The sequence below is a fragment of the Amycolatopsis sp. La24 genome, from assembly GCF_029087445.1.
GTDB classification, from domain to species: domain Bacteria; phylum Actinomycetota; class Actinomycetes; order Mycobacteriales; family Pseudonocardiaceae; genus Amycolatopsis; species Amycolatopsis nivea.
In genome coordinates, this window is record NZ_JARACH010000067.1 from 13,159 (window position 1) to 29,574 (window position 16,416).

The following is a 16,416-nucleotide window of genomic DNA, read 5'->3' on the forward strand; positions in this document are numbered from 1 at the left end:
CGTCTGCTCCTTCATGACTTGAGCGGCCCGGCTGCCTTGACCTGCACCCGGCACGCTTGGCCGGGGACGTAGGACAGCGGCACCTCGTGGACGGACGTGATGCGGACGGCGCCCGGGTCCGCGCCCGAGCGGATGGCCGCGTTGACGGCGAGTTCCCGGGCCTCGGCCAAGCACGCCTCGCGGCCTTTGTCCTCGTAGCGGAATACTCGATCGACGGTGCCCGAGGCATCCGCGATGGCGGCGCCGTAGGCGTTGGCCACGGCGTGGTGGTCGGGCCGAACCACTTCGGTGACTCCCGGAACCTTGTCCGGCACGAGGTGGGAGCCGCCGCCGACGGCGATGAGCGGCAGTTCGTGCCGGCTGGCTTTCATGCGGTCGGCGATGATCCGGATCTGCTCGTCCACCCACGCCAGGGCAGCATCGACGGTGCTGGGCGAGAGGGACGCGACGGACGCCGGGTCGCCGAATCCGGTCAGCCGGCCCGCCCGGGTGGAGATGTCGGAGAGGGTGAGGGTGGACCCTCCGCACACCAGCGCCTCGGACACGACGCGGTAGCCGACGGAATCGGGCCCGACGGTCACCCCGCGCCCCGTGCCGCGCACCACGGTGCCGCCGCCGAGGCCGATCGAGATCAAGTCCGGCATGCGGAAGTTGGTGCGCACGCCGCCGACCTCGATCGCCGCGGTGGACTCGCGGGGGAAGCCGTCGACGAGGATGCCGATGTCGGCCGAGGTGCCGCCGACGTCGACGACGAGCGCGTCGGAGAGGCCGGCGAGCGAGCAGGCGCCCCGCATGGAGTTGGTCGGTCCGGACCCCAGCGTCAGGACGGGGAAACGGGCCGTCTCCTCGGCGGTCATGAGGGTGCCGTCGTTCTGCGTCAGGAAGGAGTCGATGCTCAGCCCGTTCTCCGCCAGCGCGGTCTGGAAACCGTTGACGACGTCCCGTGCCACGCCGAGGAGGGCGGAGTTCAGGACGGTGGCATTTTCCCGTTCGAGCAGGCCGAGCGCGCCGACCTGATGGCTCAGCGACACGGGGAAGTCCGGTCCCAGTTCCTCGGCGATGATCTCCGCGGCCCGCAGTTCGTGGACGTGGTTCGCGGGGGAGAAGGGCGCGGACACCGCGACCGCGGCGACCGTGCCGGCGCAGCGCGCCGCGAACCGGCGGACCGCGTCCTCGTCGAGCGGGGCGATCTCGGAGCCGTCGAACTCGTTGCCGCCGCCGACGATCTCGGCCGGGCCCATGATCGTTTCAAGCAGGTCCGCGGGCCACGAGACCCCAGGGCGGACGCCGCGCGAGGCGGGTGCCGCTAGCCGGATCACCCCGACCCGTTGAAGACCGCGACGCTGGATGATCGCGTTGGCGGGGTGGGTGGTGCCGAGCATCGCCTGGGTGATCCGCTCCTGGTCGACCTCGGCGACAACCTTGGACAGCGACGCGCGGATCCCGTCGAAGGGATCGGGGGTGGTGGCCGACTTGGTGGCGGCGACGACCTTGCCGGCGCTGTCCACGACGACCGCGTCGGTGTTGGTTCCGCCGACATCGATACCGATTTTCAGGCTCATGGGGCGGCTCAACCTTTCAGGGGGACGTAGTCGACGTCGTAGCCGAAGGCAGCTGGACCGACGATGTCGAGCATCCCGTCGCGCTTCCAGCCGTCGGCACAGGGCAAGCCGAGGACACGCACTCGCTGGCCGTAGGCGAGGCTCTCGGTGGTGATCGGCTCGGCCGTCTCGAAATCGAGCATGCAGATCAGGTCCGGCGGCGTGACGACCGGACGGCCGTTCTCGATCGCGAGCAGCAGTTCGTTCTGGATTTCGATCCGGAGCGTCCGGCTCGGGTCGGCGAAGTCCTCGACGGTGACCGTGCCGCGCGCGAAGCCGGTCGTGGTCCGCCGGTCGAGGTCGATGATCTTGCCGTCGAACACGACCCGGCCGTCGGCGAAGTCCAGGAACCGGTCCCAGCTTCCGTCTTCCTGGCGCTGCACCGCGCGCAGGAGACCGCCGATCTCGCTGCAGAACTGCATCGAACCCCACACGGCCGCGTCGCGCGCTTCGGCGACTGTCATCGGATAGGCGGCCAGCGCGTTCGCGAGGCCGAGCATCATGGCGGAGCCGCGGACCAGTTTCTCGCCGACTTGGTTCGAGACAGTCTCGAACGCGATCCGGTTGCCCTTCTCGTCCGCGAGGCTCATCGGAGAAGCGGACAGGCCGGCCAGGGTGAACGTGGTCATCTCGATCTGCGGGAAAGCGCGGCGCATGCCGTCGGCGTCCACGCAGGGAACGCCGAGTTCGGCGGCGACGGCCAGCGGAATCAAGGTGTTCATGCCGCCGACCTCGACCGGCATGATCGCGTCGATGTCGCGCCCCAGATAGGAGACGAGCGCGCGCACCGCATCGGCGAATTCGCTGCCGGACGGGATCTTTTCGATGATGACCGTCGGCGCGCCGACGACCGCCACGGTCGCCAGCTGCGCCGCGGCGGGAAGTTCGTCGAGGCCCACGATGTCGATGGGACCGTGGTCGTTGATCGCCTGCTCGACCATGAGCTTGGCGATGAACGGATCACCTCCGCCGCCGGTGCCGAGGAGGGTCGCGCCCAGCGTCAGCTGATCGAGCGCGTCCAGTGCGAGTTTTCGCATGTCGCGAGTGTTCCTTCCCGAGCTGTCCTGCGAAGAATCGTTGGCAGGGACGGTAGAACCCGGCCGCGCTCGCCGACGATGGGCACTTCGCACTGCTTCGCCGGAGGTCGTTGGACCGAACGCCCATTGGGGCGTATCGGCGGCTCGGTCAGGCTGGGGAGGTGACTCAACTACCCGACGTATCCGACCTGCTGCTGCTGACGGCCAGCGAAGTCGACGGCCTTCTCTCGGTGGAGGAGGCCGTCGATACGCAGCGTGCGGCGTTCACCGCATTGGCCGCGGGGCAAGCGTTCCTCGCGCCCCGGATCCTTTCCGAAGGGACCCATGGCGACACCGCGTTCGCTTACGTGGCAAGGCAATCTCTCGACGCGGGGGTGGTCGCGAAGATTGGTTGCGTCGTGCCCGCCAACGTCGCCCGCGGATTGCCGACCATTCACGCGATGGTAGTCGCCCTCGACGCAGTGACCGGGCGTCCCGCCGCGCTGGTGAACGGCGAGGCAGTCACGAAACTGCGCACGGTCGCTGCGTCGCTGCTGGCAGCCCAGACCCTTGCCCCGCCGCCCGAGGCGGTGGCGGTCATCGGCTACGGAACCCAAGGTCGCGCGCACGCGGACGCGATCAGGCGCCGTTACCCCGGCGCCGAGGTTCGCGTGTGGGCACCGCATCTGGAACCCGGCACCATTTCGGACCGGATCACGGCGTGCCGGTCAGGTCGCGAGGCTGTCGCCGGTGCGGGCCTCGTGATCACTTGTACCACCAGCCTCACGCCGGTGCTGGAAGCGGACTGGCTCGCGGCCGGTGCGACGGTGATCAGCGTCGGCTCCTTCGGGCCGAACCGGCGCGAGGTCGGCGACGACATCGTTGCCCGGTCCGCCGTGGTCGTCGACGATGCCCCGACTGCCCTCGAGCACGCAGGCCCGGTCAAGCACGCAATCGCCGCGGGCGTGCTCGGACTCGACCGGATCACGACTCTGGGGGAAGCGCTCACCCAGGGTTTCACGCGCCCGCCCGACGCGGAGTGGACCTACTACAACACCGTCGGCGTCGGAATTCAGGACGCCGCGGTCACCGCGGCGATTCTCGACCGCGCGAGCGGTGCCGGGGTGGGACGGCGGATCCCGTGGTGAACCGGCCGGACGTCACGGTTGTCGGCGCCGGCGCGGTCGGCCTCTCCACGGCTCTGTTCCTGGCTCAGGCCGGCGCGAGCGTGGAAGTCATCGACAGCGGCGGCATCGGTGCGGGCGCCTCGCGCAACAACGCGGGCTGGGTTGTGCCTTCGATGAGCGAGCCAGTGCCTTCTCCGGCAGCGCTTCGTGCCGCAGCGAAGTGGTTCGGCCGCAGAGAAGGCGCCCTCAAGATCGGACTGGAACCGTCCGCCGGGTACGTCTCTTTCCTTGCCCGCATGCTCTTCGCTGCCCGTCCCGCGGCCTACCGGCGGGGGCTGGCGGCGACCGCGTCGCTCGCGGTCGGCGCGGTCGCGGCATTCGACGAACTCGTCCGGCTCGGCGTGGACTTCGAGCGGCACGCCCGCGGCGTCCTGCTGCTCTTCGTCGAGGAGCACGGCATTCAGTCTCATCTCGACGACCTCACAGTCATGGAGAAGCTCGGCCTGCCGGGCGCGGAGTTGCTTGCCGGCAGGGAAGTCCGGGAGCTGGAGCCGGAGGCGGGCCAGGGCGTCGTCGGTGGCATTCTGTGCCGCGGCGACCAACACGTCGCCCCTTCTTCCCTGGTCGACGGATTGGCGGCCGCGTGCGCGCAAGCCGGTGTGCGGCTGCGTCTTCATGCCCCCGTGACGCAGATCGCCGAAGGCGTCGGGTGCGTGCGCCTGACCGCGGGCGGCGTCTCCTTGTCCACCGGTGCTTTGGTGCTGGCTGCCGGTGTCGGCACTCGCGCACTCACCGCGATGGTGACGAAGCCGGTCCGCATCCGCGGCGGGAAGGGCTACGGATTCGACTACCGTCCAGCGCCGTTCACCCTCGGCCATGCCGTGTACCTGAGCGACCACAAGGTCGCCGTGACGCCGTTGGACCAGGGGATCCGTCTTGCCGGAACGATGGAGTTCGGGGCGGAGAACAGCGAGATCGATCACCGTCGCGCGGCCGGTGTCGCCAACGCGATGCGCGCGTACTTCCCCCGCTGGCCGGTCCGCGCTCCCCGGGCCTGGAGCGGGTTGCGACCCCTCACCCCGGACGGACTGCCGGTCGTCGGACGCCTGCCGACGCGGGCGCCGATCTACGTCGCGGCTGGCCACGCGATGCTCGGGATCACCCTCGGACCGATTACCGGGCAGCTGCTGAGCAGGCAGATCGTGACCGGCGAATCCGATCCGCTGCTCGCCCCGTTCGCCCCGGACCGGCACCGGCTGGCGCGGTCCAAGAGAGGCTGATCCCACGCACCTCGCCGGCAGCGGCCACCCGGCTGAAGTGCCGGGATGCCTGGGCGCTCCCTCGTCGCGGAGTGACTGGCCGGGCAGGTGAGCCGCCGAGAGAGGACGCTTGTGGGTACGCGCAGCCATTGTGCGGAACGCACAATAATCCGGATTCCGGTTGAGCAGATTGCTGGTCGCCGGGCTTACGGTGTCCTCGTAATCTTCGGATCGTCGCCCGGGGAAGGACGTGCCATGAGGCAGCTCGGCAAACCGGAGTTGGACGAGTTGACGCTCGGCGCCACGTTGCTGGGCAACGGCGGCGGGGGAGACCCGGCCCTCGCGAGGCTCATCGCGGAGCAGGCCATCGACGACTACGGGCCGGTCACCGTCGCCAAACTCGACGAGTTCCCGGACGACGCGCAGCTGGTCACGGTCGGGGTAGTGGGCGCGTCCACGGCCATCGTCGAGAAAATCCCCGCCGGCCGGGAGTTCATCGCCGCGGTGCGCGCTCTCTCGTCGTACCTCGGCCGCAAGGTCGACGGCATCATGCCGGTCGAGGCAGGCGGGATGAACACGCTGATCCCGCTGGCGGTGGCCGTCGAACTGGGCGTTCCTTGCGTGGACGCGGACGGGATGCGACGCACTTTCCCGCAGATCGAGATGACCACGTTCACCCTCGGCGGCATCAGCGCGTCCCCGATGAGCCTCGCGGACGAGAAGGGCAACAAGATCACCTTCGAGGCGATCACGAACCAGGTGGGCGAACGACTGGTCCGCGGCTCGGCGATGATGCTCGGGCTGGCGAACGCCTTGGCCTCGTACCCGATGACCGTCGCCCAGGCGAAGGCGACCGCGATCCCCGACTCGCTGGAGTACTGCAGCACGATCGGCCGGTTGCTGCGCGCGATCCAGCGCCGGGAGAACGGCGCGTGGCAGGGGTTCCTCGAGTTCACCGGAGGCCGGAAGGTCTTCGAGGGGAAGATCATCGACCTGGACCGGCGGACGACGACCGGCTTCGCCCGCGGCACGGTGACGATCGAGGGGTTCGTCGATCCGACCTGCACGATGCGGATCGAAATGCAGAACGAGCTTCTGCTCGCGATCGAGGACGGGCTCCCCGTCGTGACGCCGCCCGATCTCATCTGCATGCTCGACCACGACACGGCGGAACCGGTCACCACGGAGTCGCTGAGCTACGGCGAGCGGGTCACGGTGCTGGGCTTGCCTTGTGCCGAACAGTGGAACCGTGAAGGGTTCCTCGACGTGGTCGGGCCTGCCGCCTTCGGTTACTACGTCGATTTCGCTCCGCTGAACGGGACGATTCGATGAATGGGGATGCCGGAAGCGGCACCGTCGCATCGCAGCGCGATCCGGACGGACCGGGCGTCTGTCTCGGCGAGGTGCTCAGGTGGGGCCGGCTGGCCGCGGCCACTCTCCTCGGTGGCGAGTCCGCCCTCGACCGGCGTGCGACCCGCGTGCTGATCGCTCCTGCCGGACGTTCGCGCGAAGGCGGCTTTGCCGGCGCCATCGTCCTGCTGGACGGTCGTGAACTCGCTCTCGACACGTACTTGGTGGACGTCACCCTGCGCTGGATGGGCGAGGCAGGCGCGGTCATGCTCGTTGTCGTTTCTCCAGAACAGCCGCCGGGCATCGCCAGCTGCCGTCTGGCCGACCGCAGCGGTGTCGCGCTGGTCGAGGCCGACGACACTGTCCTCGAGCTGGCCGACGCGCTGAGGGAGCTGGTCGAAGCACCGCAACGCGTGCTGGCCCGGGTGATCGTGGACGCGGTGGACAAGCTGGCCCATCTGTCCCCCAGCAGCGGGGTCGCGGGCGTCCTGGACGTCGTGCGGCAGGCTCTCGGCGCGCAGGTGTCGCTCGTCGCCGCGGAGGGCGAGCTGCTCGCCGGGGATCCGCTGACGCCGCCCTTGCTCCGCAAAGACCAGGTCAACGTCCAACTGTCCACTGTGGTCGGCACAACCCACCGCGTCACCCAGCCGGTGACGCTGGCCAGCGGCGAACGGCCGAGCTTCTGGATCGTCGCCGAGCTGGAGGCGCCGGGCGAGGTGCGCACCGGCGCGGCTCGGTCGTTGCTGAAGATCGGCAGCAGTTACGTCGCCAATCGGCTGATTTCTGACCGGCTCGAACAGGAACGCGACGCCCGCGCTCGTCTCGGCGTGCTCAACGCCATCATCGCCACCGCCGGCCGCCCGTCCGCAGCGCTGGTACAGCAGGTCGCCACGCTAGGGTGGATCACCGACGGCTGGGCCACCGCCGTGCATCTGCGGATCGCCGGGCCCGTCGACTCGATGCAGATCCTCGCGCTCACCGATCCGGTGCGGGCGCTCTTGGCGGAGGCCGGCTTTGACGGTCCCCTCGTCGAACGCTCCGACGGATGGACGACCTGGACCGTACGGCTCGTGGAGCCACCGGCCGCGAGTTTCGCGCACGACACCGCGGCGGTCCGCCAGGCAGTACGACGTTTTCTGGAAGAACGGGACCACCTCAGGGTTTATGCCGGGATCGGCCGGCCGTATCTCGGACTGCAGGGACTGAAACGCAGCCTGGCCGAAGCCCACGAGGCGATGACTATCGCACAGGGGGCCGGATCCCGGAGCGGCGTGCAGCACATCGACGAGGTCGGCCTGCAACGGATCTTGGTCGGCTGGTACAGCTCCGAGGAGTCCCGCGACCTCGCGCGCAGCCTGCTGCGCCCGGTGCTCGAGATCGACCGGCAAGAGGAGCTGCTCAGCACCCTCGAAGTGTTCCTGGACAACGAGTCCTCTCCGACCGTGACGGCCGAAATCCTCGGAGTCCATCGCAACACCGTCGTGAACCGGATCTCCCGGGCGAAGAGCGTGCTGTCCGCGGATCTCGACGACCCGGACGAGCGGCTCGCGGTCCAGCTCGCGTGTCGATTGGCGAAGCTGCGCGGCTGAGAACGAGCCTGTCACCGCACTCGCCGGTAGGCAGTGCGGTGACAGGCTCACAGTGCTGTATCGCGTGCGGCCGCTACGCGAGCTCCCGCCCTTCCGTTTCGGGTATCACCACGGCGAAAACTGCTGTCGCGACGAGGAAAAGGTCGATGAAAAGAACAGTCGAGGAGAATCCGCTCGCGTGTGCCAGGAGAATCCCGACCACGCTGGGCGCGATCGTGTTCGCGACGCGCTGGCCGCAGAAGCCGACGCTGTAGCCCAAGCCCCGTACCGGCGACGGATAGATCTCGCCGACCCAGGTGTCCCAAACCCCCCATGCGCCAAGGCTGAAGAACGACAACACGAAGCTGCCGATGTACAACTCGGCAAGCGTACTGGCGTTCGCGAAGTAGAATCCGCCGGCCGCGGCAGCGAGGACGTAGCCGACGAAGATCTTTTTGCGGCCGTACCTGCCGGTGAGCCAGGAAGCGCTGACGTACCCGGGAATCATGAACACCGCGCTGATCGCGGCGAACCCCAGGCTCGAGGATGCGGACAGACCGCGCTGTTCGAGCAGGGTCGGCAGCCACGTCTGCAGGCCCCAGTATCCCCAGGAGAACAGGAAATTCACGACCAGCTGCAAAACAGTGATCCGGCCGAGCCGTCCCCGGAACAGCGCCGCGAACGAACCCGCCCGCACCTCGGGGACGGACAAGGACTGCGCGCTGAGGTTCTCCGCGTCTGCGGCGCCGAGGCGCCGCAGGGTCGTCAGCGCCTCGTCCCGGCGGCCGCGCTGGACGAGCCAATACGGGGACTCCGGCACCCAACGGCGGATGACGAGCACCCACAGGCTGGCGACCGCGCTCGCGATGATGACGCCGCGCCATTCGTGCGCGCCGAGCAGCGCGGTGATGCCGACGGCGAGGAGCATGCCGAGCGGCCAGCCCGCTGCCAGGTATACGGCGAGTCGGCCGCGATGCCGTACCGGCAGCAGCTCTTCAAAGTAGGGGAAGGTGATGGTCAGGATGCCGGCGAAAAGAAAACCCGCCACCGCCCGCGTCACGAGAAGCATTTCGTAATTGGGGGAGAAGCTGCCGACCAGGGTGACAACGCCGTACCCGGCGAGACTCCACGTGCAGGTCGCGCGCCTGCCGATCCGGTCGGAAATCGGCCCCCAGGCGAGGGCTCCGGGGATCATGCCGAAGAAGAGCGCGGAGATGACGAGTCCCAACTGCGCTGCGGTGACGCGCAGTCCGGCCTCCACCGCGGGGGCGATGTAGGTCAGGCTCAGCATTTCCCACGACTCGATGGCGAGAGCGGCGTAGAGTGCGATTCCGATCTTGATGTGGACCCGTGACAGCGGCATCCGGTGGAACATGGACCCGACTGAGACGGTCGCGGCTGATCTGCCCAACGCCTCTGTCGACGGGGCGCGGGTTCGGCCCGCTTCTTCGCTGCTCATCGGACGACCTCCGAGCGGACGGCTTGAGAAGTGTGCGAACTGTAGGCACCCGGTCATTCAGCCGACGATGTGCTCTGCGCACTGCTCGAGCAGCCCGGCTTGGGCGATGCGTCCAATCCCGGCGGGGCGAAGATCGGAATACGCGCGGGGTCGCCCCCGAATCGTGAGCCTGCGTGACACTCAGCGTTCCTCCGATCAACAGGTCACGGGCGCGGTTGAGCCGCATCTCCTTCGCGAACTGGTACGGCGATTTCCCGTCACCTCACAGAAGAGGTGCGAAAACGCCGACGGGCTGAGCGAAACCCGTTCCGCCATATCGGTCACCGTCAGCGGCTCGGACGTGTTGTCCTGCACGTAGGAGACGACCTCTCTAACCGGGTTGCGCGCCACCACCGCGATTTCCAGCAGCCGCGGGTACTGCTCAGTTGCAGGATCCGGTACACCATCTCGGCCCGGTAGATCGGCGCCACCACCCGGCGGTCCGCACCGGTTCCCGTCGCCTGGTGAGTGGTAGCGACGTGCGGCACCGGGGCCACCAGCGCGGTCGACCCGATCGACGCGATCGCTGACCTAGACCTGTGGCTGCACCTCGCTCGCAGGCGGATCCGGGCATGCCGATGACACCGGGGTGCCTGGTGGGGGTGCCCGGAGGACGGGTGCAGGCAGCGGCCCTGTCATCATGAGATGGTGAGTTCCAAGACGTCGGCGGGGCGAAGCGAGACCAAGGCGACCGTGAGCCCGGGTGCGGTTCGGGAGGCCGCGCTGACGTTGTTCGCCGAGCGGGGGTACCACGGCACCGCACTGAGCCAGATCGCCGATGCGTTGGGCATCCGCACGCCGAGCCTCTACAACCACATGAAGTCGAAGCAGGACCTGCTGCGGGACATCATCGCCGACACCACCGAGCAGGTGTGGGCGGACTACGGGCAGGCGGTGCACGGCGTCGGTGACGTGGTGGAACGGCTGCGTCGGGCCGCGCGTGTCTATGCGTTGCGGCACGCCACCCACCGTCGTGAGGCGATCATCGTCAACCGCGACGTCGACAGCTTGGAAGAACCAGTGCGCTCGGAGGTGCTCGAGCTGCGCCGCCGCCATGCCTGTGCCATCCGCGACCTCATCGAGGAGGGCGTCCGCGAAGGCCGGTTCACAGAACCGGAGCCCACCTTGGCCGCATTCGGCATCCTCGAAATGTGCGTGAGCATCGCCCGGTGGTTCCGGGAGGACGGCCCGCAGTCGGCCGAAGCCGTCGCCGAAACCTACAGCCGCTATGCGCTCCGCGTCGCCGGCCTGAGCTGACCGGCCCTCGGTCCGACTCTCCCGGCCGATCCCTTGTGCAGTGAGAAGGGCAGCGCTACCCTGTCAAAACTAACTAGCATTAGTTAGTAACTTGTCCCGTCAGGAGTGCTCATGCTCAGAGTCGAGCTGATCCGTCCCGTGCCGCAGCTGCTCGTCGAGCAGGCTGCGCGGTGGGGTGACAAGATCGTTTTCAGTGACGACCGTCGTTCGGTCAGCTACCAGGACCTCGCCGACCGCACCCGCCGGGTGGCCGGTCACTTGGTCAGCGCGGGCATTGCCCGGGGTGATCGCGTGCTGATCTACCTGGACAACAGTGCGGACATCGCCGAGGCATACCTCATGACGACCCGGGCTTCGCTGGTCGGCGTCTGTGTGAACGCCGATGCCGCTCCCGCGGAGATCGAGCACATGTTCGTCGACTCCGGCGCCTCGGTCATCATCACCGACCGGGCCCACCTCGCGCACGCCCGCGAGCTCGGCCGCCTCCGAGGCGCGATGGTCCTCGTGGTCCGGCCGGGCCTGGTCGAGGACGTGCGGTCGTACGAGGAACTGGCCACCACCGAGCCTGCCGGCCCGCCGCGCGACGACCTCGGACTGGACGACGCCGCGTGGATGCTCTACACCTCCGGGACCACCGGCCGGCCCAAGGGGGTTGTGCTCACGCAGCGCGGCTGCCTGTGGGTGGTGGCCGCGTGCTGGGCCCCGATCGCCGGAATGTCCGAACAGGACCGGGTGCTGTGTCCCTTGCCGTTGTTCCATTCCTACGCGCTGGTCCTGTGCGTGCTGGGAGTGTTCGCGACGGGCGCGACCGAACGCATCCTGCCCAAGTTCTCGCCCGGCCGGGTGCTCGATTTGCTGGCCACGGAGGACTTCACCATCCTGCCCGGGGTGCCGACCATGTTCCAGTACCTCGTGCACTCCGCCCGGGAACGCACGGTCGATGCCGAAGGACTGCGGCTGTGCCTGTCCGCCGGGGCGATCCTGCCCGCTGCCCTGAACGCCGAATTCGAGCAGGTGTTCGGAGTCAAGCTGCTGGAGGGCTACGGCATCACCGAGACCTCGACGATGGTCACCATGAACACCCCCGACGGCGGGCGCGTGCTCGGCTCGTGCGGGCTGCCGATGCCGGGGATCGGGGTGCGCCTGGTGGACCCGGTGAGCGGTCGCGATGTCGGCGTGGGCGAAGAAGGCGAGCTGTGGGTCAGCGGACCGAATGTGATGCGCGGCTATCACAACCTCGACGAGGCCACCGCTGAAGTGCTCCAGGACGGCTGGTACCGGACCGGAGACTTGGGCAGGCGTGATGCCAACGGCTTCCTGACCATCAGCGGCCGGACCAAGGAGCTCATCATCCGGGGCGGGGAGAATATCTACCCGGCCGAGGTCGAAGCCGTGCTGCTCAAAGCGGACGAAGTCCGCGATGCCGCCGTGGTGGCGCGTGAACACCCCGATCTCGGCGAGGTGCCGGTGGCGTTCGTCGTCCCGGAAGAACCGGGAAAGCTGGACGTCGACGCGCTCTTGGGCCGATGCGCCCGCGAGCTGTCGAAGTTCAAGGTCCCGGCGGACGTCTTCGAGATCGAGTCGATCCCGCGCACGGGCTCGGGCAAGATCATGCGGTTCCTTCTGCGGAAGCAGTTGCCGACGCCGGCCGGCTGAGGGGCCTCGCGTCATTGACCTGGCATCCGACTGCCCGTAGCATACAAACTAACGTTAATTAGTAAGGTGGTTCAGGTGGAGCTCTCCAACACCTTCACGGTCAATCTGCCGGTCGATGAAGCCTGGCGGGTGCTGACCGATCTGGAACGCGTCGCACCGTGCCTGCCGGGCGCCTCGCTGCAGGGCGTGGAGGACGGCGTGTACCGCGGCGGGGTCAAGATCAAGGTCGGTCCCGTCTCGGCGCAGTACCGGGGGACCGCCCGTTTCGCCGAGAAGGACGACAAAACGCACCGAGCGGTGGTCCGTGCCGAAGGCAAGGACGCGGGCGGGCAAGGCAACGCCGCGGCGACGGTGACCATGAGCCTGGCCGAACAGGGGTCGGGAACCAAGGTCGACGTCCGCACCGAGCTCGACTTGTCCGGGCGGGTCGCCCAGTTCGGCCGGGGAGTCATCTCGGACGTCACGAACAAGCTGATCGGCCAGTTCGTACAACGGCTGGAAGCCGAGTTCGCCCCGGGCTCCGCGTCGACCGAGGCACCTGGCACGGCCCGCGCCGCCGCTCCCGCCGACGAGGTCGAAGCGCTCGACGTCTTCTCGAGCATGGGCGGCCTGATCGCCAAGCGCGCGCTGCCCGTCGTCGGCGGACTGATCGCGCTCCTGGCCGGGATCCTGCTGTTGCGCAACCGCGGCCGTTCCGGTGCCCCGTCGGTGGCCCCGCCCGTTGTGATCAACCTGTCGTTTCCGGTCGCAATCGGCCGGACCTACCCCGAGGAGGCGGTCCTGTGACGGACGAGCTGATCCGCGAACCCGCGCTCTACATCGGCGGCGACTGGGTCGCCGGCCACGGCGACGACAGCGAAGTCGAGAACCCGGCCACCGAGGAAATCACTGGTGTGGTGACCCAGGGGACCGAGTTCGACGTCGACCAGGCGGTGAGCGCCGCACGCGCGGCCTTCCCGAAGTGGGCGGCCACGCCGGTCGAAGACCGGGTGGCGGCGCTGCGCCGTCTGAAGGACGTCCTAGCGGACCGGGCCGACGCCTTCGCCGGCCTCGTCAACCGCGAACAAGGCTCGCCGCTGCCGCTGGCACGGAAGCTGCACGTGGACGTGCCGCTCGCCGTCATCGCCCGCACGGCGGACGCCCTCGCGGAATTCCCCTTCCGCGCCCAGCGCGACAACTCGGTGATCCTGCGCGAGCCGGTCGGCGTCGTCGCGGCGGTGACGCCGTGGAATCTCCCGCTGCACCAGGTGATCGTGAAGGTCGTCCCGGCGATCGCGGCCGGCTGCACAGTAGTGCTCAAGCCCGCCGCCCTCACCCCGTTGACCGCTTTCGAGCTGGCACGCGCTTTCGAGGCCGCCAAGTTCCCGCCCGGGGTGCTGAACCTGGTCACCGGAGGCGGTCGGGTGGTGGGTGACCTGCTGTCTCGCCACCCGGGCGTCGACCACGTCTCCTTCACCGGCTCCACGCCGGTGGGGCGGCAGGTCGCCGCGGCCGCGGCCGAGACCGTCAAGGGCGTAACCCTGGAACTCGGCGGCAAGTCCGCGAGCGTAGTGCTCTCGGACGTGTCCGACGAGCTGCTGGCGAAGGCGGTCAAGGTGACCGTGGCCAACTGCTTCCTCAACGGCGGCCAGACCTGCACGGCGTTGTCCCGACTCATCGTCCCGGCGTCCCGCTTGGCGCAGGTGGAGCAGCTCGCCGCCGCGGCGGCGGCCAAGTACATGCCCGGCGACCGGCTCGGCCCGCTGATCTCGGCGGGGCAGCGCAAGGAGGTCGAGAGCTTCCTCGACCCGCAGGGCGGCAAGCTCGTCACGGGGAGCCTTCCGGTTCCGGACAAGGGACACTTCGTCGCCCCAGCCGTCTTCAGCGAGGTCGACCCCGCCTCACGGCTCGCCAGGGAAGAGATCTTCGGCCCGGTCCTGTCGATCCTGCCGGCCGACTCCGACGACCACGCGATCGAGCTGGCCAACGACTCGATCTACGGCCTCGGCGGCGCGCTGTGGATCGGCGACGTCGACCAGGCGCTGGACTGGGCGGCCCGGATCCGCACCGGCCAGATCGACGTCAACGCGGCGCCGTTCAACCCGCGCGCCCCCTTCGGCGGCTACAAGCAGTCCGGCATCGGCCGGGAGATCGGCGACTTCGGCATCGAAGACGTCCTCGAGATCAAGGCGGTGCAGCTGTGACGGACGGATACCAGGTCGAAGTGAACGCGCTCGTGCTGCGGTCGCCGGACAAGCCGATGGAGGTCGAACGCATCCGGCTGAAGGACGTTGGGGCGGGTGACATCCGGGTACGTATCGACGCCACTGGCGTTTGCCACTCCGACCTGTCGCTGGCCCGCGGCGTGCTCGCCCAGCAGTTGCCCGCGGTGCTCGGGCACGAAGCCTGCGGCACCGTCGTGGAGACCGGTTCCGCCGTCACAGACCTGCGGGAAGGCGACCGCGTCATCCTGCTGTGGATCACGCCGTGCGGGCACTGCGTCAGCTGCGCGCGCAACGAACCGCACTTGTGCGTCAACGGGTCCGCGCGGGGTGCCGAGCCCTACGCGCTGGACTCGTCGGGTGAGCCGGTCTACCCCGGACTGACGGTCGGCTCGTTCGCCGACCAGACCGTCGTCCCGTCCGCGGCCGCGGTCAAGGTGCCCGACGACATCAGCACTGAAGACGCCGCTTTGCTGGGCTGCGCCATCACGACTGGCGTGGGCGCGGTCACGAAGACCGCCGCCGTCACTACCGGCTCGTCGGTGCTCGTCGTCGGCCTCGGCGGCGTCGGACTGGCCGCGGTGCAGGGCGCCCGACTCGCCGGCGCTGCGAATGTCATCGCGGTGGATCGCAATCAGGACAAGGCGAGTCTGGCGATCGCGCTCGGCGCGCACCACTTCGTGCCAGCCGACGACGACACCAAGAAGACCGTCCGGGGGCTCACCGACAAGCAAGGCGTCGACTTCGCTTTCGACTGCGTGGGTTCCTCGCGGACGATCCGCGACGCGTGGGCAATGACCCGGCGCGGCGGGACCGCGTGCGTGGTCGGCATCGGCGGAAAGGACGACCAGGTCAGCTTCAGTGCCTTGGAGCTGTTCCACTTCGCCCGAACCCTGGTGGGCTGTGTCGCCGGCTCGCTGGACGCGAACCGAGACCTGCCGCGCTACTTCGACCACATCCGGGACGGCCGGCTCGACTTGGCGGCGATGGTGACCGGGCACGGCAAACTGTCCGATGTGGAGGCTGCGCTGGCGGAAATGGCCGCCGGACGCGGCATCCGCACGTTGGTCGTGCCGGACGGTGCCCGATGAAGGTCGGGGCGCTGAGCGTCGAACCCGTCTACGACGGCTACGGCCAGGAGCCTGCCCGCGAGGTGCTGACCTACCCGGGGCGGTCGGACGCGTGGTCCTGTCACGAGCATCTCCTCGACGAGTCCGGCCGCCTGCGGCTCGAGCTCGGCGGCTTCCTGGTGCGGACCGGGGAACGGGTCATCCTGGTGGATGCGGGTGTCGGGACGATCGACAACGACAAGTACCACGGCGGGCGGTTTCTGGAGAGCCTGCGTGCGCTTGGGGTGGATCCCTGGGACGTCACCGACGTCGTCTTCACCCACCTGCACTTCGACCACGTGGGGTGGGCCACGAAGAAGGGCGAGGTCGTGTTCCCGGACGCGACCTACCGCGTCCACCGCGCCGACTGGGCGCACTTCGTCGAGAGTCCCGACGCCGATCCAGGCGCGGTGCGCAAGCTTTCCCCGCTCACCGAGCGGCTGGAGACGTTCGAGCACGACACCACCCTCGCTCCGGGGTTCGACGTCCGCCACCTGCCCGGCCACACCCCGGGGACTGCGGTCTACGTGGTGTCGAGCGAAGGGGAACGGGCGATGCTGCTCGGCGATGTCGCGCACTCCCCGGTCGAACTCACGGATCCCGCATGGGAAGCCGTCTTCGACCTTGACCCGGTGGCCGCGCGGAAGGTGCGCGCGGACCTCGTCGCGGTCGTCACGGACCAGCCCGATTTCGTCGCCGCCGCGCACTTCCCGCCCGGCCGCCTGATCACCGTGGACGGCGAGCGCCGGTTCACCCCACTCGAGAAGGAATGAC

The 16,416-nt window shown here is 68.9% G+C and carries 13 protein-coding genes; 10 read left to right on the forward strand and 3 right to left on the reverse strand.

Features of this window, described 5'->3' with window-relative positions; genetic code table 11:
• Positions 1-11: 11 nt before the first annotated feature.
• Together PUT80_RS38685 and PUT80_RS38690 are read right to left on the reverse strand one after the other, a co-directional pair.
• Positions 12-1,562 (reverse strand): hydantoinase/oxoprolinase family protein, encoded by a 1,551-nt coding sequence (locus PUT80_RS38685; RefSeq protein ID WP_037817672.1) that lies wholly within the window; start codon positions 1,560-1,562, stop codon positions 12-14.
• A gap of 8 nt (positions 1,563-1,570) precedes the next feature.
• On the reverse strand, positions 1,571-2,638 hold the full coding sequence (locus PUT80_RS38690) for a DUF917 domain-containing protein (RefSeq protein ID WP_020661376.1): 1,068 nt from the start codon (positions 2,636-2,638) through the stop codon (positions 1,571-1,573).
• 161 nt (positions 2,639-2,799) lie between these two features.
• Here PUT80_RS38690 and PUT80_RS38695 point away from each other — a divergent pair, with 161 nt between their 5' ends.
• From PUT80_RS38695 to PUT80_RS38710, 4 genes are all read left to right on the forward strand, one after another.
• Entirely contained in the window at positions 2,800-3,765 is a 966-nt protein-coding gene (locus tag PUT80_RS38695; protein WP_037817670.1) for an ornithine cyclodeaminase family protein, read from the forward strand.
• Complete coding sequence (locus PUT80_RS38700; protein ID WP_275295091.1) at positions 3,762-5,024, forward strand: FAD-dependent oxidoreductase; 1,263 nt, start codon at positions 3,762-3,764, stop codon at positions 5,022-5,024. Before PUT80_RS38695 ends, PUT80_RS38700 begins: the two co-directional genes overlap by 4 nt.
• Before the next feature lie 234 nt (positions 5,025-5,258).
• Positions 5,259-6,335 carry a DUF917 domain-containing protein gene (locus PUT80_RS38705; protein WP_275295092.1) on the forward strand — a complete coding sequence of 359 codons (1,077 nt, stop codon included), beginning with the start codon at positions 5,259-5,261 and terminating at the stop codon, positions 6,333-6,335.
• Entirely contained in the window at positions 6,332-7,942 is a 1,611-nt protein-coding gene (locus tag PUT80_RS38710; RefSeq protein WP_275295093.1) for a helix-turn-helix domain-containing protein, read from the forward strand. The genes PUT80_RS38705 and PUT80_RS38710 overlap by 4 nt, the downstream gene beginning before the upstream one ends.
• Positions 7,943-8,015: 73 nt before the next feature.
• On the opposite strand, the gene PUT80_RS38715 is transcribed toward PUT80_RS38710, so the two are convergent.
• Positions 8,016-9,284 carry an MFS transporter gene (locus tag PUT80_RS38715; RefSeq protein WP_154676585.1) on the reverse strand — a complete coding sequence of 423 codons (1,269 nt, stop codon included), beginning with the start codon at positions 9,282-9,284 and terminating at the stop codon, positions 8,016-8,018.
• 780 nt (positions 9,285-10,064) lie between these two features.
• Here PUT80_RS38715 and PUT80_RS38720 point away from each other — a divergent pair.
• From PUT80_RS38720 to PUT80_RS38745, 6 genes are all read left to right on the forward strand, one after another.
• Positions 10,065-10,676 carry a TetR/AcrR family transcriptional regulator gene (locus tag PUT80_RS38720; RefSeq protein WP_275295094.1) on the forward strand — a complete coding sequence of 204 codons (612 nt, stop codon included), beginning with the start codon at positions 10,065-10,067 and terminating at the stop codon, positions 10,674-10,676.
• Between the two features lie 111 nt (positions 10,677-10,787).
• Entirely contained in the window at positions 10,788-12,332 is a 1,545-nt protein-coding gene (locus PUT80_RS38725; RefSeq protein WP_275295095.1) for an AMP-binding protein, read from the forward strand.
• Positions 12,333-12,407: 75 nt separating this feature from the next.
• A complete protein-coding gene (locus PUT80_RS38730) occupies positions 12,408-13,118 on the forward strand; it encodes an SRPBCC family protein (RefSeq protein ID WP_275295096.1) in 711 nt (236 codons plus the stop codon).
• Positions 13,115-14,515, forward strand: a complete 1,401-nt coding sequence (locus PUT80_RS38735) for an aldehyde dehydrogenase family protein (RefSeq protein WP_037817661.1) — start codon at positions 13,115-13,117, stop codon at positions 14,513-14,515. The genes PUT80_RS38730 and PUT80_RS38735 overlap by 4 nt, the downstream gene beginning before the upstream one ends.
• On the forward strand, positions 14,512-15,624 hold the full coding sequence (locus PUT80_RS38740; protein WP_275295097.1) for a zinc-binding dehydrogenase: 1,113 nt from the start codon (positions 14,512-14,514) through the stop codon (positions 15,622-15,624). Before PUT80_RS38735 ends, PUT80_RS38740 begins: the two co-directional genes overlap by 4 nt.
• Entirely contained in the window at positions 15,621-16,415 is a 795-nt protein-coding gene (locus tag PUT80_RS38745; RefSeq protein ID WP_020661364.1) for an MBL fold metallo-hydrolase, read from the forward strand. The genes PUT80_RS38740 and PUT80_RS38745 overlap by 4 nt, the downstream gene beginning before the upstream one ends.
• Position 16,416: the final 1 nt, after the last annotated feature.